General features: G+C 71.8%; 17 protein-coding genes and 3 pseudogenes. 6 read left to right on the forward strand and 14 right to left on the reverse strand.

Going from position 1 to position 19,431, the window contains the following annotated elements; translation table 11 throughout:
• The first annotated feature begins 186 nt into the window (after nt 1-186).
• The 3 genes from ACIQNG_RS27000 to ACIQNG_RS27010 all read left to right on the forward strand — a co-directional run bounded on the left by ACIQNG_RS27000 (nt 187) and on the right by ACIQNG_RS27010 (nt 2,949).
• Nucleotides 187-420, forward strand: a complete 234-nt coding sequence (locus ACIQNG_RS27000; protein WP_401488563.1) for a hypothetical protein — start codon at nt 187-189, stop codon at nt 418-420.
• Between the two features lie 55 nt (nt 421-475).
• A complete protein-coding gene (locus tag ACIQNG_RS27005) occupies nt 476-1,696 on the forward strand; it encodes a TerD family protein (RefSeq protein WP_401488564.1) in 1,221 nt (406 codons plus the stop codon).
• Between the two features lie 716 nt (nt 1,697-2,412).
• Entirely contained in the window at nt 2,413-2,949 is a 537-nt protein-coding gene (locus ACIQNG_RS27010; RefSeq protein ID WP_401488566.1) for a GNAT family N-acetyltransferase, read from the forward strand.
• Nucleotides 2,950-2,997: 48 nt separating this feature from the next.
• Here ACIQNG_RS27010 and ACIQNG_RS27015 read toward each other — a convergent pair whose 3' ends face one another.
• On the reverse strand, nt 2,998-3,501 hold the full coding sequence (locus ACIQNG_RS27015; RefSeq protein WP_401427534.1) for an NUDIX hydrolase: 504 nt from the start codon (nt 3,499-3,501) through the stop codon (nt 2,998-3,000).
• A 164-nt stretch (nt 3,502-3,665) separates the two neighbouring features.
• On the opposite strand from ACIQNG_RS27015, the pseudogene ACIQNG_RS27020 reads away from it, so the two are divergent.
• A pseudogene (locus ACIQNG_RS27020) lies at nt 3,666-3,926 on the forward strand (transposase); the annotation flags it as partial.
• Here the strand turns inward: ACIQNG_RS27020 and ACIQNG_RS27025 are convergent.
• From ACIQNG_RS27025 to ACIQNG_RS27050, 6 genes and pseudogenes are all read right to left on the reverse strand, one after another.
• Nucleotides 3,884-4,223, reverse strand: a pseudogene (locus ACIQNG_RS27025) (HAD family hydrolase); the annotation flags it as partial. The pseudogenes ACIQNG_RS27020 and ACIQNG_RS27025 overlap by 43 nt on opposite strands.
• 43 nt (nt 4,224-4,266) lie before the next feature.
• On the reverse strand, nt 4,267-4,821 hold the full coding sequence (locus ACIQNG_RS27030; RefSeq protein ID WP_401427532.1) for a TetR/AcrR family transcriptional regulator: 555 nt from the start codon (nt 4,819-4,821) through the stop codon (nt 4,267-4,269).
• A gap of 79 nt (nt 4,822-4,900) precedes the next feature.
• A complete protein-coding gene (locus tag ACIQNG_RS27035; protein WP_401488568.1) occupies nt 4,901-6,001 on the reverse strand; it encodes a 1-aminocyclopropane-1-carboxylate deaminase in 1,101 nt (366 codons plus the stop codon).
• A 61-nt stretch (nt 6,002-6,062) separates the two neighbouring features.
• Nucleotides 6,063-6,350: pseudogene (locus tag ACIQNG_RS27040) on the reverse strand (GntR family transcriptional regulator); the annotation flags it as partial.
• A gap of 109 nt (nt 6,351-6,459) precedes the next feature.
• On the reverse strand, nt 6,460-7,905 hold the full coding sequence (locus tag ACIQNG_RS27045) for an alkaline phosphatase PhoX (protein ID WP_401427526.1): 1,446 nt from the start codon (nt 7,903-7,905) through the stop codon (nt 6,460-6,462).
• Between the two features lie 620 nt (nt 7,906-8,525).
• On the reverse strand, nt 8,526-10,034 hold the full coding sequence (locus ACIQNG_RS27050) for a hypothetical protein (RefSeq protein WP_401488570.1): 1,509 nt from the start codon (nt 10,032-10,034) through the stop codon (nt 8,526-8,528).
• A gap of 402 nt (nt 10,035-10,436) precedes the next feature.
• Between ACIQNG_RS27050 and ACIQNG_RS27055 the strand changes: the two genes are divergently transcribed.
• A complete protein-coding gene (locus ACIQNG_RS27055; RefSeq protein ID WP_401488572.1) occupies nt 10,437-12,260 on the forward strand; it encodes an endonuclease/exonuclease/phosphatase family protein in 1,824 nt (607 codons plus the stop codon).
• A 28-nt stretch (nt 12,261-12,288) separates the two neighbouring features.
• Here ACIQNG_RS27055 and ACIQNG_RS27060 read toward each other — a convergent pair whose 3' ends face one another.
• The 3 genes from ACIQNG_RS27060 to ACIQNG_RS27070 form a co-directional block, all read right to left on the reverse strand.
• Nucleotides 12,289-13,035 carry an SRPBCC domain-containing protein gene (locus tag ACIQNG_RS27060; protein ID WP_401488574.1) on the reverse strand — a complete coding sequence of 249 codons (747 nt, stop codon included), beginning with the start codon at nt 13,033-13,035 and terminating at the stop codon, nt 12,289-12,291.
• A 47-nt stretch (nt 13,036-13,082) separates the two neighbouring features.
• Nucleotides 13,083-13,799, reverse strand: coding sequence for an ArsR/SmtB family transcription factor (locus ACIQNG_RS27065; protein WP_401488576.1), 717 nt, complete (start codon nt 13,797-13,799; stop codon nt 13,083-13,085).
• Nucleotides 13,800-13,946: 147 nt separating this feature from the next.
• Entirely contained in the window at nt 13,947-14,639 is a 693-nt protein-coding gene (locus ACIQNG_RS27070) for a hypothetical protein (RefSeq protein ID WP_401488806.1), read from the reverse strand.
• Between the two features lie 201 nt (nt 14,640-14,840).
• On the opposite strand from ACIQNG_RS27070, the gene dapA reads away from it, so the two are divergent.
• Nucleotides 14,841-15,818, forward strand: a complete 978-nt coding sequence (dapA, locus tag ACIQNG_RS27075) for a 4-hydroxy-tetrahydrodipicolinate synthase (protein WP_401427514.1) — start codon at nt 14,841-14,843, stop codon at nt 15,816-15,818.
• Nucleotides 15,819-15,902: 84 nt separating this feature from the next.
• Here the strand turns inward: dapA and ACIQNG_RS27080 are convergent, their stop codons facing one another.
• From ACIQNG_RS27080 to dapD, 4 genes are all read right to left on the reverse strand, one after another.
• Nucleotides 15,903-17,129 (reverse strand): WD40 repeat domain-containing protein, encoded by a 1,227-nt coding sequence (locus ACIQNG_RS27080; RefSeq protein WP_401488578.1) that lies wholly within the window; start codon nt 17,127-17,129, stop codon nt 15,903-15,905.
• Nucleotides 17,126-17,677 carry a SigE family RNA polymerase sigma factor gene (locus tag ACIQNG_RS27085; protein ID WP_401488580.1) on the reverse strand — a complete coding sequence of 184 codons (552 nt, stop codon included), beginning with the start codon at nt 17,675-17,677 and terminating at the stop codon, nt 17,126-17,128. The genes ACIQNG_RS27080 and ACIQNG_RS27085 overlap by 4 nt, the downstream gene beginning before the upstream one ends.
• Before the next feature lie 203 nt (nt 17,678-17,880).
• Entirely contained in the window at nt 17,881-18,123 is a 243-nt protein-coding gene (locus ACIQNG_RS27090; protein ID WP_401427508.1) for a hypothetical protein, read from the reverse strand.
• A 283-nt stretch (nt 18,124-18,406) separates the two neighbouring features.
• On the reverse strand, nt 18,407-19,396 hold the full coding sequence (dapD, locus tag ACIQNG_RS27095; RefSeq protein WP_401427506.1) for a 2,3,4,5-tetrahydropyridine-2,6-dicarboxylate N-succinyltransferase: 990 nt from the start codon (nt 19,394-19,396) through the stop codon (nt 18,407-18,409).
• Nucleotides 19,397-19,431 lie beyond the last annotated feature (35 nt).

The following is a 19,431-nucleotide window of genomic DNA, read 5'->3' on the forward strand; positions in this document are numbered from 1 at the left end:
CCCCGCCCCCGCCCCCCCCCCCGGGGGGGGGCCCGGCCCCCCCCCCGGGGGGGGGGGGGGTCGGGGCGCCCGATCGGGCGGTTCCGTGGGGTCGCCCCCCCGACCGGGCTGTCGTGTCCGCTCCTGCATCCCCCGGGGAGCGGGCGCGGCAGTCCGTGCCGAGGTGGTCGTACTAGCATGCCGGGCATGCCGCGCCCCGAGGGTTTCGCCTACGTCGAGCAGTCCGACGGCTCCGTGACGATCACGCATCACGGCCGCCCCGCCGGGACGCTGCGCGGCGACCGGGCCGAGCGGTTTCTCGCCGAGGTGCAGGGGGCGGACCCCCAGCTGGTCATGGCCCGCTGGACCGGGAACTACCGGCGGGGCAACGAACGCACGGCGCGCGATCACCCCCGCAACCGCTCCCATCGGGGAAGATGACCCGATCGGCCGTCGGGTAAGGGAACGGCAAAACCTCCTCGCTCGTTGAGGGGGCATGACAGCTATGACCCCCGGCTCGAACATCCCCCTGGCCGCCCCGCGTGTGACGGTGGACGTCGCCGCCCCGGTGCGGCTCGACGTATCGGGCCTGCTGCTCACCGCCGACGGCAAGGTGCGCTCCGACGACGACTTCATCTTCTACAACCAGCCCAGCGGCCCCGGTGTGACCTACCGCTCCGGCGGTGGCGCCTCCCCCGACGCCATCGCCGTCGACACCACGGCCGTGCCGCCCGGCATCGAGAAGATCGTGGTCACCGCCAGCCCGGACGCGGCAGGGCAGACCTTCCAGGGCGTCGAGCCCACGGCCACGATCCGCAACGCCGACGACAACAGCGTGCTGGCCACCTTCACACCCCCGCAGCTCGGCGGCGAGACCGCCCTGGTGATCGTGGAGATCTATCTGCGCAACGGCGCCTGGAAGGCCCGCGCGGTGGGCCAGGGGTACGCGAACGGACTGGCGGGCATCGCCACCGACTTCGGCGTCTCGGTCGAGGAGCCCGCCGCCCCGGCCGCGCCGCAGCAGCCGGCCGCGCCCGCGACCCCGCCGCCCCCGGCCGCCGCGCCGGTGGACCCGCGCCTCGCCGCGCCCCAGGCCCCCGCGGCGCCCCCGGCCCCGCCGGCCGCCGCGCCCGGCGCCGGGAAGATCAACCTCGACAAGGGCCGGGTCAACCTCCAGAAGAACCAGACCGTGTCCCTGGTCAAGGGCGGACGCCCGCTGCTCTCCCAGGTCAAGATGGGCCTCGGCTGGGAGCCCGCCTACCGGGGCAAGGACATCGACCTGGACGCCTCGGTCATCGCCTACGGACCGCAGCGCAACCACCTCGACAGCTGCTACTTCGGCAAGCTCCAGATCCTCGGCGGTGCGATCCGCCACTCCGGCGACAACCTCACCGGTGAGGGCGGCGGGGACGACGAGGTGATCACCGTGGACCTCGGCCGGCTCCCCCAGGAGGCCAGCGGTCTGGTCTTCACGGTCAACTCGTTCTCGGGGCAGAAGTTCACCGAGGTCGCCAAGGCGTACTGCCGTCTGATCGACGCGGCGTCCGGCGAGGAACTGGTCCGCTTCGACCTCACGGGCGCCGAGCCGCAGACGGGCGTGATGATGGCGAAGTTGATCCGGCAGTACTCCGGTGAGTGGGAGATGACCGCCATGGGCGAGTTCGTCAAGGGCCGCACGGTCCGCCAGATGGTCAAGCCGGCGGCCCAGGCCCTCTGACCGTCTGCGCTGGTCAAGTGCAGGTTCAGGGGCCTGTGTGTGCCGTACGGGCGCTCAGCGCGGGCGCACGCCGACTGCGTCCGCGCCGGGCTCCTGGGGGGTGAAGAAACGCGTGGTCGGGTGCCACTCGACCTGATGCCCGACTGGGTCCGACGCACTCGACGTTCCTGTCGCCGCGCCGAGGTCGACAGCCGTCTCGGCCGTCAGCGGCGGTTCCGTGGCGTCCCAGACGCAGACCGCGCCACGCACCTGAGCATCGGTCAGCACCTCCAGAGACTGCCGAGACCATGAAAGGGCTATGGGTCGCCCGACGTGATCCGCTGTACGCTTCCCTTGGTCATATCCGCAACGCAAAGGCGCTGGCTCGGAGTCAACAGCGAAGCGAGGCCCTCCGGGCCTTGACCGCAGCCGAGAGTTCTTTTGGCAGGGCTGGGGGCAGAGAGCGGCCAGCCTGGATCGAGTTCTATGATCAGAGTGAATTGAGCGGACTCTCGGCCAGCATCTGATTCTCTGTGGGCGACTTTGGGAAAGCTGAGTACTTCTTTCATCAAACGCTTTCAGAGATTCGCCCCGAATGGGTCCGGAACCGGGCTTTGTGCACGGCACACCTGGCTCTGGCCCAAGCAAGTCAGGGAGAGCCAGAGTTGGCCTGCGCTACAGGTCAGCAGTCGCATGACCTTCGCATCGACGGGGACCAAAGCACCTGGGGTGACGTCATGGATCGAAAGGTCTCGGCAATGGAAGTGAAGCACTACGGGCAGCAGGATGCGAAGAGTATCCGGACAATGCTCCTGGACATCCACGATGCAGCCTATGAGGGATCAACGGAAGCGTTCGACTCCCGTGAGAGATTCGCGGAATTCGTTGACGGCTGGAGCAGTCGCCCCGACTGGGTCTGCCTGATCGGCTTCGATGAAGGCGAGCCGGTGGGCTACATCTCCGGTGCGCCTTTCAGCCCCGGCGGCTGGTGGCGGGGGTCAGATCGCCCTCAGTCCCTCGGGGACCAGGATCGAGCCTTCGCGCTATCTGAACTGATGGTGCTGCCTCGGTGGCGAAAAACCGGCGCCTCCCTGAAACTCCACGAGGCGCTTCTCGCCAGCAGGGATGAAGAGGCGGTGACACTCTTTGTCGACCTTTCTCACCCCAAGGTCGTAGCCCTCTATGAATCTTGGGGATATGAAAAGGTCGACCACTCCAAACCGTACGACGATTCCCCGATGTTCGCGGTAATGCTGCGGCCTCTCACGCCTTAATAGTCCAGCTGTAGATCGTGATCTTCATGTGGTGGCCACGGTCTGGCGTCACCAGCGGGCGACCAGGGTCTCGTCTCCACATCGGTTGCGGTACAGCCAGGTGGTCCCGGGCGCAACATCCCCGGTCAGATAGCCGACGATGGGCTCCCGCTGCGTCGCGCTGTCCAGCTCGCCGAGCAGCTTCAGAGCATCGGGCAAGGGAAAGAAGGCGGCCTGTTCGATGTCGTCGTCCTGTGGCGCGATGTCCCCCGACCACTCGTCGACCTCGAAGGCAACGGCCAGCGCCGAAGGGTAGGGCTCTGAGTCGATGTGCATGAGGAATGCGGTCCGCACCGGGTCGCCTACCAGCAGGCCGGTCTCCTCCCGTAGCTCGCGCCGGAGGGCTTCGTGCATGAGCTCGCCGTCCTCGACCCCACCACCGGGCAGCGACCAGAGGATCTCGTCGCTCGCGCCGAGACTCTCTCGCACGAGCAGGACCTCGTTGCCTTGGCGGATGATGCCAATGACCAACTGCACCCGGGGTTCTGGGGCCTTCGAATCCTCTGCCGTCATGCCGCAGACCGTACGTGATGGCCAGTCCGCGGACAGCCAGCGCCGATGCGGAGACAGGTACAGCCACCGTTGATCACCGTAAGTGGTATCGCCGCGACGACGAGACGGTGGCCGCAGGCCACGGCATAGATCCTGCGCGTCGGCGAGAGGCGTTCGAGGGGCTGATGGCGCGGATCGCAGGCCGGTTCAAGCGGGTTGAACCCCGGCGCCGGGCCGGGCGGCCGGTGCTGGGGATGCTGTCGGACCTGCCGCGCAAAAACTGCTGGACGATCGCGGAGTGGGCCGGAGAGGCCAGCCCACACGGCATGCAGCATCTGCTGACCCGGGCCGTCTGGGACGCCGACGCCGTGCGCGACGACGTGCGCGAATACGTAGTGGAGCACCTCCACGACGAGGCGGCGGTACTGGTCGTAGACGAGACGGGGTGGTCCCCGACGTGCAGGGTGGACGCGGCGTCCAGGTCGGCACTGGCCAGCACGCGTTCGAAGAACTCGGGTTCTGGCTTCGCCACTCCCAGCTCTCCGGACGTGACGACGAGATCGGCGGGCAGGTCGAGCCCGCGCAGCAGTTCGCCTGCGAGTGCCGTCCGGTTGCCTGCGATGACGACCCGCATGCCGAGGCCGCGGAGCGCTGCGAGCGACCACCGCGCCGACGGGAGCGGAGACGGTGTGCTTCGGGATGTCGAGCCAGTCTGCCCATGCGGCCCAGTAGCGATCGTCCCTCTGCGCCTCCCGGTGTCCAGGCGCCCCCGCGTGGCCACGCCCGTCAGCCCGGCGCCCGCAACCCCTCCATCAGCAGCCTCAGATAGCGCTCCAGGTGCCGCCCCTCGCCGTCCGCCAGCTCGGACGCGGTCGCCAACCCGTGCGCCAGGCGGAGGATCTCGATCGGCTCCACATCACGGCGCAGAGTGCCCTCCTCGCGGGCCGCGCGCACGAGGCGTTCCGCGGCACCGTTGAGGGTCGTCCCGCACACGGTCGCCGCGTAGGACGCGCCGTCGGTGACCGCCGACCCGAGCAGCGACTTCAGCCCGCCGACCTGGATCATGCCGAGGCCGATCTCGCCCAGCCAGGCCAGCAGGGCCTCGCCGGGCGGCAGCGCGGCGGCGCACTCGTCCGCACGGGCCGCGAGTGCCTCGATCCGGCCGACGTAGGCCGCCTCCAGCAGGGCCTGACGGGTCGGGAAGTGGCGGTAGAGGGTGCCGGAACCGACCCCCGCGCGCTTGGCGATCTCGTCCAGCGAGGCCCGTTCGCCCTGCTCGGCGAAGACCTCGGCGGCCACCCTCAGCAGCCGCTCATGATTACGCCGGGCATCCGCGCGCATGACCCTGACCTGCTCCTCGTCTGCTCCTCGCCCATCGGACTCACCGCGCACCCTACCCACTCCCGGCCGGCGCCCCGCCTCAGAACAGCGCGCTGTAGGCGTTGAGCGCGGGCTGCCCGCCCAGATGCGCGTACAGCACCGTCGACTCCCGCCCGATCTCCCCGCGCCGCACCAGATCGATCATCCCGGCCATCGACTTCCCCTCGTACACCGGATCGGTGACCATGCCCTCGGTGCGCGCGGCGGTCCGCATCGCCTCCAGGGTGGTCGCGTCGGGGACGCCGTAGGTGCCCGCGTGGTAGCGCTCGTCCAGCTCCACGTCCGCCTCGGTCAGTTCCCCGCGTACGCCGATCAGCCGGCCGGTGCGCTCGGCGATCCGGGCGATCTGGGTGCGGGTCCGGGCCGGTGCGGCGGAGGCGTCGACGCCGAGCACCCGGCGCGGCCGGCCACCCGCCTCCTCCAGCGCCCGGAACCCGGCGACCATCCCCGCCTGCGTCGATCCGGTCACCGAGCAGACCACCACCGTGTCGAAGAAGACACCCAGCGCACGCTCCTGCTCGGCGACCTCGTACGCCCACCCGGCGAAGCCCAGCCCGCCGAGCGGATGGTCGGAGGCACCGGCGGGAACGGCGTACGGCCGGCCGCCCGCCTCCTCGACCTCCCGCAGCGCCTGCTCCCAGCTCTCCTTGAAGCCGATCCCGAAGCCCGCCCGCACGAGCCGTACGTCCGCTCCGGCCAGGCGGCTGAGCAGGATGTTGCCGACCTTGTCGTAACCCGGATCGGGCCAGTCCACCCAGCTCTCCTGGACCAGCACGCACTTGAGCCCCACGCGGGCGGCGACGGCAGCGACCTGCCGGGTGTGGTTGGACTGGACGCCGCCGATCGAGACCAGGGTGTCGCAGCCCCGCGCGAGGGCGTCGGCCACCAGGTACTCCAGCTTGCGCGTCTTGTTCCCGCCGTACGCGATCCCGGAGTTGCAGTCCTCCCGCTTGGCCCACAGCGCGGCACCGCCGAGATGGTCCGACAGCCGCTCCAGGGGGTGCACGGGCGACGGCCCGAAGAGCAGGGGGTAGCGGTCGTAGGAGGCGAGGGAGGGCGAGGCGGGCGACGAGGCGGGCGACGGGGTGGGGGACGAGGCAGGGGACGGGACAGCGGACGGGACAGGGGATATGCCGGGCATACGGGCCTCCAGGTGTCACTCGGTGTCGGACGGAGCGTGCGGCGGCCCCCGACTCCGGACCCCCCTCGGCGCACGCCTCGATCAGCCGCTCTTGCAGCCCGGCCGAGCGGCAGGCGCCGCCCTCGCCGAAGCGCCGCCGCTCCAGTCGGGTGACCCGGGTGTGGCTCTGCGGTGTGCGCTCCAGCAGCCCCTCGTCCACCGGCCGGGCGAACGCGTCGCGCACCGGCGCGCGGGACAGTCCGAGCCGTGCCGCGAGGTCGGTGTCGCGCACGACCGTGCCGGGGGCGATCTCCCCGGCGACGATCGCGTCCCGGATGGCGGTGCGGGCACGGTCCCTGAGCCGGGTGCGATCTCCCCGGCGACGATCGCGTCCCGGATGGCGGTGCGGGCACGGTCCCTGAGCCGGGTGCGGCCGACCGGCCACGGACGCACCCCCCGACCGGCCACCCACCGGTCGGCTACTGCCGCCGCTGCCGCTTCCACGGCCCGTCGATGGCGATCATGATGCCGGGCGACTGGAGGCAGGCGAACAGGGTGCGGCCGTCGGGCGAGAAGGTGACCCCGGCGAACTCGCTGTACTGCGGCGCTTCCTCGGTGCCGAGGTTGAGTTCGCTGCGGGCGATGGGGTAGGTCCGCCCGGTGTCGGTGGCGCCGAACAGATGCTGGGAGCCGTCCCCGTCCTCGGCGATGATCAGGCCGCCGTACGGGGAGACGGTGATGTTGTCGGGGCCGTCGAAGTGCGGGTCGTCAGCGGTGCCCGGGGCGACACCGAGGAGCACCTTGAGGGTCAGGGTGTGGCGCTTGGGGTCGTAGAACCAGACCTGCCCGTCGTGCGGCACGCCGGGGCTCTCGGCACGGGCGTAGGAGGAGACGACGTACGCGCCGCCGTCGCCCCACCACATGCCCTCCAGTTTGCGGCCCCGGGTGACCTGACCGTCCGTGAACTGTTTGCGCACCGGGACACTGCGGGCGTCGCGGTCGGGCACATCGACCCATTCGACGCGGTAGACGGTGCCGGCGCTCGTGGCGCGGGTGAGGTCGTCCACGTACCGGCCGTCGGAGTCCAGGCAGCGGGCCGCCTGGTAGCGGCCCGCGTCGTCGGCGAGGGTGCGCAGCCGGCCGCGGCCGTGGCGGAAGCCCTTGGGCGGGGTCCAGCGGAAGAGCAGGCCGTTGGGCTTGGAGGCGTCCTCGGTGAGATAGGCGTGACCGCGCCGGGGGTCGATGACGACGGCCTCGTGGGCGTAGCGGCCGAGCGCCTTGACGGGCCGGGGATCCCGGTTGGCGCGGCGGTCCTGGGGGTCGACCTCGAAGACATAGCCGTGGTCCTTGGTCATACCGTTGACGCCGGCCAGGTCCTCGGTCTCCTCGCAGGTGAGCCAGGTGCCCCAGGGGGTGCTGCCGCCCGCGCAGTTGGTGGAGGTGCCGGTGATGCCGACCCACTCGGCGACCCGGTCGCCGCGGACCTCCACGACCGTACAGCCACCGGCCGCGGCGGGGTCGTAGACCAGGCCCTCGGCGAGCGGCACCGGGTACTCGGCGCGGGAGCGCGGGCCGCCGATCTCATGGTTGTTGACCAGCAGGGTGGCGCCCCGCGGACCGGCGAAGGCGGCGGTGCCGTCGTGGCGGGAGGGGGTGGACTCACCCGATTCCAGGGTGGTGCGGCCGGTGTAGGTGAGGACGCGGTACGTGAATCCGGCGGGCAGCGCGAGCAGGCCGTCCGGGTCGGGCAGGAGCGGACCGTACCCGATGTCGTCGTGCCGGTCGGCGGAGTCGTCCGGGGCGTCGGTCCCGGTGGCGGCGAGCGCGTTCGGCGCGGTGGCGAGGGCGCCGACGCTGCCGGCCAGCGCCACTCCGGCGCCGGTGATCGCGGAGTTCCGGGTGAAGTCCCTGCGGGTGAGCGACATGCTGCCTCCTGTGAACAGTGGGGCGTGTCGGGTACGTGGGGGGTGCGGTGAGCATGGGCGTGCCGTGATCTGCGGACGTGCGAGGTACAGATGCGGTGCGCGAGGTACGAGGTGCGTGCACGGGGTACGAGGTGCGGTGCGGAGGTGCGGTGCGCGAGGTACGGCGTCGGTGCGCGGCGTGCGGTGCTCGGAGTGCTGCGCTCGGGGTGCGGTGAGCGGTGCTCGGAGTGCGGTGAGCCAGGCGGGGCGGGCGGTGCGCGAGGTGCGGTGGGCGGCGGGGGTGCCGTGGCGGATCGCGGCCGGACATGCACGGTGATCTGCTGAAGCGTCGCCGATGTCCCGGCCATGCCTGAACGGGAGTTGAACATCGGGCGACCGACGGACATCCATACCGTGAACCCGTTCGGACGCAGGGTACGTCAGCGACACCGGAGTACGGCAGAGGCTGGGGAGACACCCGTGATCCCGACCGACCATTTCCGGCCGCCCGGCCCACCGGTGCCGCCCGCCTCGCCCGCCGTCGGCCGCCGCGGTCCCGCCCGCGCAGCCGCCACACAGCCGCCACACAGCCGCCGGTCAACCGCAGGTCGACCACCGGTCAGCAGCCGGTCAGCAGCCGGTCAGCCCCCTTGCTGCGACCGTGCCTTGAAGGCCGCCTTCCGGGCCTCCTTGGCGATCTTCTTGTCCGGATGCAGCCGTCCCATCGCCTCCAGCACATCGGCGGTGGCCGGGTGGTCCACCCGCCACGCGGCGGCGAAGAACCCGCTGTGCTGGGCGGCCAGCCCGGCGACCAGCTCGCGCAGCTCCTCGGAGTTGCCCTCGGCGGCGAGCTGTGCGGCGACCGTGTCGACGGTCAGCCAGAAGATCATGGCCTCGGAGGGCGGCGGTACGTCGGTGGCGCCGTGCTCGGTGAGCCAGACCCGGGCGAGTCCGCCCAGCTCCGGATCGTCCAGAACCTCCCGCAGCGCGGGTTCCGCGGCGCCGCCGACCAGGGACAGGGCCTGCTGGCAGCGCAGCCGCCGCAGCGGCCCGCCCGGGTCCGTGCCGCGCGCCGCGGTCAGCAGCTCCCTCGCGGCGGCGAGCGGTTCACGCCGGGCGAGCCACTGCTCGGTCTCGGCGAGAGCGGCACGCGGACCGAACGCGGCGGTGCCGTCGAACAGCGCGTGGGCGTCCTTGTCGGCGAGTTCACCGACCAGCGGGGCGTCGACCCCGCTCTCCAGCAGCCGGGCGCGCAGCCCGTGGCGGCCGAGCGCGGTGAGCCGGACCATCCCGTACCGCGAGACGTCGGCGTCGTCGGCGTCCGCGGTGTCCTCGGTGTCCGCGATGTCCTCGGTGTCCGCCGAGCCTTCGAGGCCGTCGGAGCCATCAGCGCCGTTCCCGAAGGCGGCCGGCTCCTCGTCGGCGTCGGCCATCAGCGCCTCGTCCACCGGCCGGTAGGCGACCAGACCGATCGGCTCCAGCAGCCGGAACTGGTCGTCCAGCCGCATCATCGCGTCGGAGACCTGTTCGAGCACATCGTCGGTGGGCTCGCCCATGTCGCTGGGGACGATGACGGAGGCGGCCAGCGCGGGCAGCGGGATCGGGGCGTCGCCGGGGCCGTCCTCGCTGACGGCGAGGAGATAGAGATTGCCGAGGACGCCGTCGAGGAAGTCGGCCTCGGCCTCCGGGTCCCAGTCGAGCTTGGAGAAGTCGACGGTGCCGCTCTCCCCCAGGGAGTCGACCAGATCGTCCAGGTCGGGCACGCTCGCGTCGGCGAGTACGGTCTCCAGCGCCGCGAGCCAGACCGCCAGCACGTCGTCGGGGGCGCCGGAGGTGAGCCGGGTCAGCTCGGCGCCGGCGGCGACCGTACCGGCCTCCTCGTCCACGATCTCCACGAGCCCGGCGTCGACGGCGACCCGCCATGCCTCGCTCGCCAGAGCCGCCGCGTCGGCGCCGGTCAGCCCGAGCACCTCGGCCGCCGCCGGAAGCTCCTCGTCCACCAGTCCGCCCCCCGCGTCGACCCGGGTACCCGGACCGGCCCAGCGGGCGAGCCGGGCGGCCCGGGACAGCAACGGGGTGGACAGCGCGTCACGCGCCAGCTCCGCTCGGGGGGTCGGCCGCAGGGGCGGCAGGGAGGAGCTGTCTGACATCGGCGGGTACTCCTAGGGCGCCTTCAGGCCGTACGCCACGGGCGGAGCACGGCACGTCACTCGGAAACGGCAGATCACCCGGACCGGTCCCCGCACAGCGGATCGACCCTGGTGACACGCCTCAGCCTAGACGGATATCCACCCATGCCGCCCGGTTCATCTCCCCGGCCGCTCCCGTCCATGGCCGAAACCTTGACAACTGGCCGGGGCACGCTAGAAATTGACGCGCGTAGAACACGATCCTCCGCTGTTCCGCCTTTCCTCTGCTCCACGCACTTGCCGCTCCACCTGCTCCACCACCGGTTCCACCACCTGCTCCACCTGCTCCACCTGCTGCTCCACGCACCTGCCGTCGTCACCTCGCCCCGGCACTTCCGTACACACGTCCCCCGGAGGGATCCCTTGCCGAGCAAGTCTTCCGCGCGTCTCGCCGCGCTCACCGTCGCCGCCGTCTGCTCGGCGGCGTCGACCCTGGTACTGACCTCGCCCGCCCAGGCGGACTCGGTCCGCATCCATGACATCCAGGGCACGTCCCGGATATCCCCGTACGCCGGACAGCAGGTCACCGAGGTGACCGGCATCGTCACCGGGGTGCGCGGCTACGGCTCCTCCAGAGGCTTCTGGATCCAGGACCCGAACCCCGACGCCGACCCGGCCACCAGCGAGGGCGTCTTCGTCTTCACCTCCTCGGCGCCGCGGGTCGCCGTCGGCGACTCGGTCTCCGTCTCCGCCACGGTGACCGAGTTCGTACCGGGCGGCACCTCCTCCGGCAACCAGTCGCTGACCGAGCTGACCCGTCCGACGGTGACCGTGCTCTCCAGCGGCAACCCGGTCCCGGCCGCCACGACCATCGACAGACGCTCGGTGCCCGCGCGCTACGCCCCGGCGGGCGACCCGGCCGCGAACGGCTCGGTCAACGCGCTGCCCCTGCGCCCGTCGACGTACGCCCTCGACCGCTACGAGTCCCTGGAGGGCATGAACGTCCAGGTCACCGACGCCCGTGTGGTCGGCGCCACCGACCCGTACACCGCACTGTGGGTCACGGTGAAGCCGCACGAGAACCGCAACCGCAGCGGCGGCACGGTCTACGGCTCCTACGGCTCCCAGAACACCGGGCGGCTCCAGATCCAGTCGCTCGGCGCGGTCGCCGACTTCCCGAAGGCGAACGTCGGCGACTGGCTCACCGGCACCACGGCCGGCCCGCTGGACTACAACCAGTTCGGCGGCTACACCCTGGTGGCCAACCGGATCGGCGCCCTGGAGCAGGGCGGGCCGGAGCGCGAGACGACCCGCGAGCAGCGGCGCGGCGAACTGGCGGTCGCCACGTACAACGTCGAGAACCTCGACCCGTCCGACGACTCGTTCGCGGACCACGCCGCCGCGATCGTCGGCAACCTCAGCGCGCCCGACATCGTGTCCCTGGAGGAGATCCAGGACAACAACGGCGCGACCAACGACGGTACGGTCGCCGCCGACCAGACGCTGAAGAAGCTGACGGACGCGATCGTCGCCGCGGGCGGCCCGGCCTACGAGTGGCGCTCGATCGACCCCGTGAACAACGCCGACGGCGGTGAACCGGGCGGCAACATCCGCCAGGTGTTCCTGTTCAACCCCGAGCGGGTCTCCTTCACCGACCGCGCGGGCGGCGACGCGACGACCGCCACCGAGGTGACCAAGGTGCGCGGCAAGGCGACGCTGACCGTCTCCCCCGGCCGGATCGACCCCGCGAACGCCGCCTGGGCCAGCAGCCGCAAGCCGCTGGTGGGTGAGTTCGTGTTCCGTGGCGAGACCGTCTTCGTGATCACCAACCACTTCAACTCCAAGGGCGGCGACCAGGGCCTGACCTCGCAGTACCAGCCGCCGACACGCGGTTCGGAGACCCAGCGCCACCAGCAGGCCACGGCCGTCAACGCCTTCGTCCAGAAGCTGCTCGGCACCCAGAAGAACGCGGACGTCGTCACGCTCGGCGACTTCAACGACTTCGAGTTCTCCGAGACCGTCGAACTGCTGGAGGGCGACGGCGAGCTGTGGTCGGCGATGAAGTCGCTGCCCAGGAGCGAGCGTTACTCGTACGTCTACCAGGGCAACAGCCAGGCGCTGGACCAGATCCTGATCAGCCCGTCCATCCGGCGCGGCGACTTCACGTACGACAGCGTGCACATCAACGCGGAGTTCAACGACCAGATCAGCGACCACGACCCGCAGGTGCTGCGCTTCCGCCCGTGAGGTCCTGACCGACCGTCCGGTCCGCCGGTCAGGGCCGGCTGTACACCCCGTCCAGCCAGCCCTGCCAGGCGGCCCCGACCCGCTGGGAGTCGGCGTCCGGCGCGAAGTCGTGCACCGCCATGCCGACGACATGACCCCAGTGGTTGCGGCCGAAGAACCGGATCAGGGCGCTGTCGGTGCGCAGCCCGAGGAAGTACCCGTCGCGGTAGTCCACCACCGCGTCGAGCGCCCGTCCCCCGGGGCCGGTGACCCGTACGCCCGCGCCCACGGCGGTGTCCTCGGTGAGCCCGAGCGCGCGCTCCGCGACCCGCAGGGCGTCGGGGCCGCCGGCCGCCGCGGGCCCGTCGAAGGCGGCGAAACCGACGACCGCGGCCCCGGGGAACCGGGTCAGGTACTGGCGCAGGGTGTGGAGGTAGAAGTCGGTGTGCCGGTTGGCTCCGTCGTACTGGTTGTCCCAGTCCTCCACGAAGACCCCGCTGTGCACGTACCGCACCCAGGCCCGCTGTCCGTCGTCACGCGGCTCGACCGTGTAGTCGAGCTGATTGGCGCTCTGCCGCGCCGTTCCCGTGTCCTCGACGCGGTTGGTGTAGCGGTGCGGCGGATCCCAGGCGAGCACCTCTGATCCGTGCGGCCCGGCGCCGCCGACCCGCGGCTCGGGCGGCTCCGTCGGCCACAGCCAGCCACCCGTGGCGCTGGTGAACGCCTCCCACACCTGCTCGGGCGTGGCGTCGACCTCGAACTCCCGGGCGATCTCGAATTCTCTGGACTCGGACATGGTGCGTGCACTCCTCCTGGGGGGCGGATGTCGGACAGGGGGGAGGTCTACGCCCCCTCCACCTCGGCCGAAGGCGAGGGCGAGGACGAGGGCGAAGGCGAAGGCGAAGGCGAAGGCGAGGACGCCTCCCCCTCTCCCCCACCCCGAACCGACGGGTCCACGGCCTTGACCGTGGGATGTACGGCCTTGACCATGGGATGTACGGCGATGACGATCCGATGGTCCCGCCCGCCCTCGGCACCCGCGGCGTCGTACTTGCGGACCAGCGCGCCGACCCCCGCCGCCAGTTCCTCCACGAACGCGGCCCGGTCGGCGGCGGAGGCGAACCGCACCTCGCCGTCGAGCGCGAAGGTCGCGAGCCGCTTGCGGGCCCGGGTGGCGCCGGTGATCAGCGCCCCGACATCGCGCACGAGGCGGGCGCCGAGCGCCAGCATCCAGCGCGCGGAGAGCTGATCGCGGAACCGGTCCGGGTCCGGCTGCACGGCGGCCAGCGCGACCGGCGAGATGACGTACGACGCGGCGGTCGCCCGCATCAGCCGCTCGGTGACATTGCCCTTGCGGCGCTCGCCCGCCAGCTCGACCAGCCCGTGCCGCTCCAGCGCCTTGAGGTGGTAGTTCACCTTCTGCCGGGGCAGTCCGACCCGTCCGGCCAGCATGGTGGCCGACGCGGGCCCGGCGGCCAGCTCGGCCAGCAGCCGGGCCCGTACCGGGTCCAGACTGACCGCCGCGGCCTCGGGATCCTCGATCACGGTGACGTCCAACATGGCTCCAGCCTCCCACCGAACACTTTTATTGTCCAGAAGGGCGAAACCTTCGGCAGGTCGGCCCGGCCGGGCCCAGTCCGGCCGGGCTCAGTCAGGTCGGGCTCAGTCCGGTCGGGCTCAGTCCGGTCGGGCTCAGTCCGGTCGGGCTCAGTCCGGCGCCAGCCCCAGCGCGTGCCGGTACCGGGCCGAGGTGAACCCCCGCACGCCCGGGTAGGTCCGCACCCGCCGCCACGACTCCGTCGGCTCCGCGGTGCCGGCGAGCACGGCGTCGTAGGCGGCATCGCTCTCCCACTCGGCGTAGTTCAGGACGTGGGTGCCGTCGTGCGAGAGGTGGAAGTGGGCGGAGATCAGCCCGCGATGCCCCTCGGGGTCGTCGGCGAGAGCCTTGCGGACGGTGTCGGCCCAACCGGGGCGCCGCGCGGCGGCGCCGGGCTCGAAGTCGATCCGTACGGTGACGATCAGCCCGGGCACCCGGGTGTCACCGACGGCGCGCTCATGGCTGTGCGGGCGGTGGTAGCGGTCGAGGGTGAGCCGCTCGATACCGGATACGGCGGTGTCGATCTCGTCCACCGTCTCCTGGCGCCGGGTCTTGAAGAACCCCTCGTAGCCGACCTCGGTCGCCCATTGCGCGTGATGCATCAGCGTGCTGCCGTCCTGGCCGACGTACACATGATGGGAGATCAGCTCGCGGGCGGGCCACGGCCGCCGTTCCCAGGCGGCGGCGAAGGCGTCGACGGCCTGCCGCTGCCGTTCGGGCGTGCCCAGTCGCCAGACGCTGAAGAAGGGCGCGGCGACGTCCGGGTGCCGGAGGTCGGGGTGGGTGTCGGTGCGGCGGGGCATGGCGGTGCGGCGGGGCATGGCTCCTCCTGGACGCCGTTCGGTACGGACAGCGACCAGCCTCGGACCTCGACCGGACTTCAGGTCAACCCGGCCCACTCGGGACACCGCCGACCCTCCACCACCATCTCGCAGCACCGCTGCACATTACCCCTAAGCAGATTTAAGTGGAGCTTCATGATAAGCCCCCCCGACACTACTCACATGACGACACCCCCGCCCCCCGCCGCCCCCACCGCCCCCTCCCCTTCCCTCTCCCCGTTCACCGCGGACTCGCCGTTCGGCCGTGCTCTGTGCGCGATGGTGACGCCCTTCACCGCGTCGGGGGAGCTGGATCTGGACGGTGCGCAGCGGCTCGCCGACCGGCTGGTGGCCCGGGGCTGTGACGGGCTGGTGCTGTCGGGCACCACGGGCGAGGCGCCGACCACGTCCGACGCCGAGAAAACGGAGCTGGTGCGGGCGGTGCGGGAGGCGGTGGGCGGGCGTGGCACGGTGGTGGCGGGTGTGGGCACGTACGACACCCGGCACACCGTGGAACTGGCGCGGGCGGCGGAGAAGGCGGGCGCGGACGGGGTGCTGGTGGTGACCCCGTACTACAGCCGGCCCCCGCAGGACGCCGTCGAGGCGCACTTCCTGGAGGTGGCCGACGGCTGCGGGCTGCCGGTGATGCTGTACGACATCCCGGTCCGCACCGGCACCCGGGTCGAACCGGAGACGGTTCTGCGGCTGGCCGCCCACCCGAGGATCGTCGCGGTCAAGGACTGCTCCTACGACTTCCTCGGCGCCCAGAAGGTGCTGGCGCGCACGGAGTTGGCGTACTACGCGGGCTGCGACGAGCACAATCTGGCGCTGTACGCGGTCGGCGGGGCGGGGTATGTCAGCACGGTCGCCAACGTGATCCCGGAGCATCTGCGCGCGGTCCTCGACGCCTTCGACACCGGGGTCACGCCGAAGGCCGCCCGTCTCCAGCGGGAGGCGAACGGCCTGATCGAGGCGATGATGGCGGCGGGTCTGCCCGGTGCGGTCACCGCCAAGGCCCTGCTGACCGACCTCGGCCTCCCGGCGGGCCCGGTCCGCCCGCCCCTGCGTCCGGCGGGACCGGAGGCGGTGGCGGGACTGCGGGCGGAGTACGAGGCGCTGGCGGGGTGGAGGTCGGGGACGGGAACAGGACCGGGCCGATGAACGGACCCGCGTCCAACGGACCCGCGTCCAACGGACCCGCGTCCGACGCACCCGCGTCCAACGGACCCGCTTCGGATCGCCTGCTCAGCCCCCCGTGGTGAACAGCGGCTCCCACGGCTGCTGTCCGGGCTTCTCGGGGGGCCGGCGGTAGCCGGTGAGCGGGACGGACCGGTCGCCACGCTCGGGCGTCACGACCAGCCTGATCCGGTCGGGGGCGCCGTCCTTCATGTCCCAGGCGAGCCATCGGCCCCCGCCGATCGGGGCGATCGCCATGGTGCCGGCCGCGAGATCGGGGAGGTCCGGGTTCTTGCTGTCCACCCGCTCGGTCGTCTCGACGATCTGGTCATAGGTCCCGAGAGCGCTGTGCGGGCCCCGCCACATGCCGGCCTCTGACCCCAGCGTCTGCTTGCCGGTCAGCTGGTCGATCCGGTCCCCCGAGAGGTTGTAGTACCGCGGTTCCTCCCCACTCGTCTCGCCGACGCCCTCCTCGGTGAGCACCGTCCACAAGGACCGGCCGTCCTCGCTGAACCCGAAGTCTCCGCGGGCCTCGAAGCCCGTCTCGCCGTCGACGCGGGTCCAGTCGGCCTTGCCGTCCGGGACATCGACGGCGTAGAAGCCGGTGCGGCCCGAGAGGTCCCAGCGCTGCTCCCAGCCGCCGCTCCCTTCCGGCGCGTCGGCGCTCCTGCGGAGCTGGTCCGGGTTCTCGCTGTACGTCGTGGCGACGATCCGCCGCCCGTCGGCCGAGAACCCGACCGCGGCCACCCCGCGTTGGACCGGGATCCAGCGCTCGACCTCCCCCGTCGCGAGGTCGAGCAGCCCGATCCGTCGGGTGGGCAGTTCCCGCTCCAGGACGGCCGCGGTCCGGCCGCCCGGTGCCAGGGCGACGTACGACCACCGGTCGTCCTTCCGGTACGTGCGGGTGTCGGGGTCGAGCAGCGAGTAGGTCCGGGTCAGCACGCCGCTGTCGCCCGACCCGGCGACGGGTTCGGTGGTGTAGTGGGCGCCGAGCAGCGTCTTCCCGACGGCGACCTGATCGCGCGGCGGCGACTGGTCCGGGTGGGCGAGCACGTCGTCGCCCCCGGCGCCGACCCCGGCCAACCCGGTCCCGCCGCCCCCGGTGGTGGTGTCGAGTCGGGGCACCCCGAGGCCCACGGCCACCACGGCGGCGGTGGCGACGGCGGCGACAGCGAGCCTACGACCGTGTCGGCGGCGCCGCAGTCCGAGCACCCGGTCGGCGAAGCCCGAGTCGAGGGGCGTCTGTTCGGCGGCCTGTTCACGCAGTGCGGAACGTACGAGTTCCTCGGTGTTCACGAACGTACCTCCACGGGCGTACGGGCGAGAGACGGAAGAGCGGAAGCGGGCGCGCCCAGTTCGCCGGGGGCGAGGGCGCGCAGCCGGGCCAGGGAGCGGTGGGCGGTGGACCGTACGGTGCCGACCGAGCAGCCCAGCACCCGGGCGACCTCGGCCTCGGGCAGATCCTCGAAGTAGCGCAGCACCAGGACGGCCCGCTGGCGCGGGGTGAGCCGGGCGAGCAGGTCTCGGATCAGCAGCCGCAGTTCGGCGAGGTCGGCGGTGCTGTCCACCGCGGTGCCGTGCTCGGGCGGCTCGGCGACGGTCAGTTCCCGGCGGGGCCACTTCAGCCGCCAGCGGCCGATCTGCTGGCGGTAGAGGATCTGCCGTACGTACGCCTCGGGCTGGTCGATCCGCTGCCAGCGGCCGGCGGCCTTGATCAGGGCGTTCTGCAGCAGGTCCTCACCGGCGTGCCGGTCGCCGCCGCTGAGCAGCACCGCGGTCTTCAGCAGGGCGGTGGAACGGGTCGCAACGAACTCCCGGAAGTCTTCTTGTGCTTCGGCATCCATCGTCACCTTCTCTTCTCCGGGCCGGCGTGGTGCCTGGCCCTTCCTGCCCCTCCTGACGCCCGCACCGGCCCGCCGCTATGCCTGCGCGGTCGGACGGGTGTACGCGGACGGCCCGGGTCCCGCCCCCACCGCGAGAAGAACGGTGGAGACGGGACCCGGGCCGTTGCGTGCCGTAGGTGCGAAGGATGCCGCCGGGCGGGAGGTCAGCCCGCCGCGGTCTCCGTGAACTGCTCGTCCCCGATCAGCCGGAAGTGCTCCAGCACATCCTCCGCAGGGTCGTCGACCTGGCCGATGTGGATGTTGACGAGCCCGAACCGCGGACCGTTGTGCGAGCCCGAGGTGACCTCGTCGGCCTGCGCGACCCCCGCCGACCCCCAACACACCGTCACCGCGGCAACAGCCCCCGTCAGCAGCCGCGCCACATTCCTCGCCCGCTCGTCCATCATCACTCCGCCCTTCGTCTCGCCCCGGCCACTCTCATCAGACCCGGTGGCACCGCGCCCACCCCTTCATCTGTCAGAGCGACCCTGAGGTAACGAGCGTTAATCCTTTTAAGTGATCGTCGGGGTCGTCAGGTGGACGTCCGCCATCGGTCCCGCGAAGGTGTACGTTCCGTTGCGGCCCCGAGTCGCACGAGCAGGGTAAGGTTTGAACCCCCCGGACCGACACCGCCCCCTGCCGACCGAAGGGGTATCGGCGAGCGGGGGCGAAGGCGGGCTGGCGGTGGGGTCAGTTGTGGCTGTGCAGGATGTCGTTCAGGCCGCCCCACTCGGCGTTGTTCGGGCGGGCCTCCACCGTGCCGGTCACGCTGTTGCGGCGGAAGAGGACGTTGTCGGCGCCGGAGAGTTCACGGGCCTTGACGATCTGGCCGTCGGGCATGGTCACGCGGGTGCCGGCGGTGAGGTAGAGGCCCGCCTCGACCACGCAGTCGTCGCCGAGGGCGATACCGATGCCCGCCTCGGCGCCGATCAGGGAGCGCTCACCGATCGCGACCCGCTCCTTGCCGCCCCCGGACAGCGTGCCCATCGTGGACGCGCCGCCGCCGATGTCCGAGCCGTCCCCGACGACGACACCCTGCGAGATCCGGCCCTCGACCATCGACGTGCCGAGCGTGCCCGCGTTGAAGTTGACGAAGCCCTCGTGCATGACCGTGGTGCCCGCGGAGAGGTGGGCGCCCAGCCGTACCCGGTCGGCGTCGGCGATACGGACGCCCGCCGGAGCCACGTAGTCCGTCATCCGCGGGAACTTGTCCACGCCGAACACGCTCACATGCAGCCCCCGGGCGCGCGCGGCGAGCCGGACGGTCTCCAGGGTCTCGACGGCGACCGGGCCGAGCGAGGTCCAGGCGACATTGGGCAGCAGACCGAAGATGCCGTCCAGGTTCTGCCCGTTGGGCTTCACCAGGCGGTGCGAGAGCAGATGCAGCCGCAGATAGGCGTCGTGCGTGTCGAGCGGCTTGTCGTCCAGCGAGGAGATGACCGTACGGACCGCGACGGTCTCCACATCGCGCACCCCGTCCTTGGCGAGCGCCGCGACGGCGTGCTCGCCGAGCAGTTCGCGGACGCGGTCGGCGTCGAGCCGCTCGGTACCGGCCGGGCCGGGCTCGGCGGTCAGTTCGGGCGCGGGGAACCAGGTGTCGAGCACCGTGCCGTCGGCGGCGACGGTGGCGAGCCCGGTGGCCACGGCACCGGTGGTACGGGAAGCAGTCGTGTCGGTCATGAGGGCAACCTAACCAACCGGACCCCGCTGAAGCC

The sequence above is a fragment of the Streptomyces sp. NPDC091377 genome (assembly GCF_044757045.1).
Lineage (GTDB): Bacteria > Actinomycetota > Actinomycetes > Streptomycetales > Streptomycetaceae > Streptomyces.

What these genes read in the sequence shown, in the direction of transcription:
- ACIQNG_RS27000 (WP_401488563.1), top strand. Translation starts at nt 187, where the DNA reads ATGCCGCGCCCCGAGGGTTTCGCCTACGTCGAGCAGTCCGACGGCTCC.
- ACIQNG_RS27090 (WP_401427508.1), bottom strand. Translation starts at nt 18,123, where the DNA reads ATGATGGACGAGCGGGCGAGGAATGTGGCGCGGCTGCTGACGGGGGCT.
- ACIQNG_RS27030 (WP_401427532.1), bottom strand. Translation starts at nt 4,821, where the DNA reads ATGCGCGCGGATGCCCGGCGTAATCATGAGCGGCTGCTGAGGGTGGCC.
- ACIQNG_RS27035 (WP_401488568.1), bottom strand. Translation starts at nt 6,001, where the DNA reads ATGCCCGGCATATCCCCTGTCCCGTCCGCTGTCCCGTCCCCTGCCTCG.
- ACIQNG_RS27060 (WP_401488574.1), bottom strand. Translation starts at nt 13,035, where the DNA reads ATGTCCGAGTCCAGAGAATTCGAGATCGCCCGGGAGTTCGAGGTCGAC.
- dapA (WP_401427514.1), top strand. Translation starts at nt 14,841, where the DNA reads ATGACGACACCCCCGCCCCCCGCCGCCCCCACCGCCCCCTCCCCTTCC.
- ACIQNG_RS27085 (WP_401488580.1), bottom strand. Translation starts at nt 17,677, where the DNA reads ATGGATGCCGAAGCACAAGAAGACTTCCGGGAGTTCGTTGCGACCCGT.
- ACIQNG_RS27005 (WP_401488564.1), top strand. Translation starts at nt 476, where the DNA reads ATGACAGCTATGACCCCCGGCTCGAACATCCCCCTGGCCGCCCCGCGT.
- ACIQNG_RS27070 (WP_401488806.1), bottom strand. Translation starts at nt 14,639, where the DNA reads ATGCCCCGCCGCACCGACACCCACCCCGACCTCCGGCACCCGGACGTC.
- ACIQNG_RS27050 (WP_401488570.1), bottom strand. Translation starts at nt 10,034, where the DNA reads ATGTCAGACAGCTCCTCCCTGCCGCCCCTGCGGCCGACCCCCCGAGCG.
- dapD (WP_401427506.1), bottom strand. Translation starts at nt 19,396, where the DNA reads ATGACCGACACGACTGCTTCCCGTACCACCGGTGCCGTGGCCACCGGG.
- ACIQNG_RS27015 (WP_401427534.1), bottom strand. Translation starts at nt 3,501, where the DNA reads ATGACGGCAGAGGATTCGAAGGCCCCAGAACCCCGGGTGCAGTTGGTC.
- ACIQNG_RS27065 (WP_401488576.1), bottom strand. Translation starts at nt 13,799, where the DNA reads ATGTTGGACGTCACCGTGATCGAGGATCCCGAGGCCGCGGCGGTCAGT.
- ACIQNG_RS27045 (WP_401427526.1), bottom strand. Translation starts at nt 7,905, where the DNA reads ATGTCGCTCACCCGCAGGGACTTCACCCGGAACTCCGCGATCACCGGC.
- ACIQNG_RS27010 (WP_401488566.1), top strand. Translation starts at nt 2,413, where the DNA reads ATGGATCGAAAGGTCTCGGCAATGGAAGTGAAGCACTACGGGCAGCAG.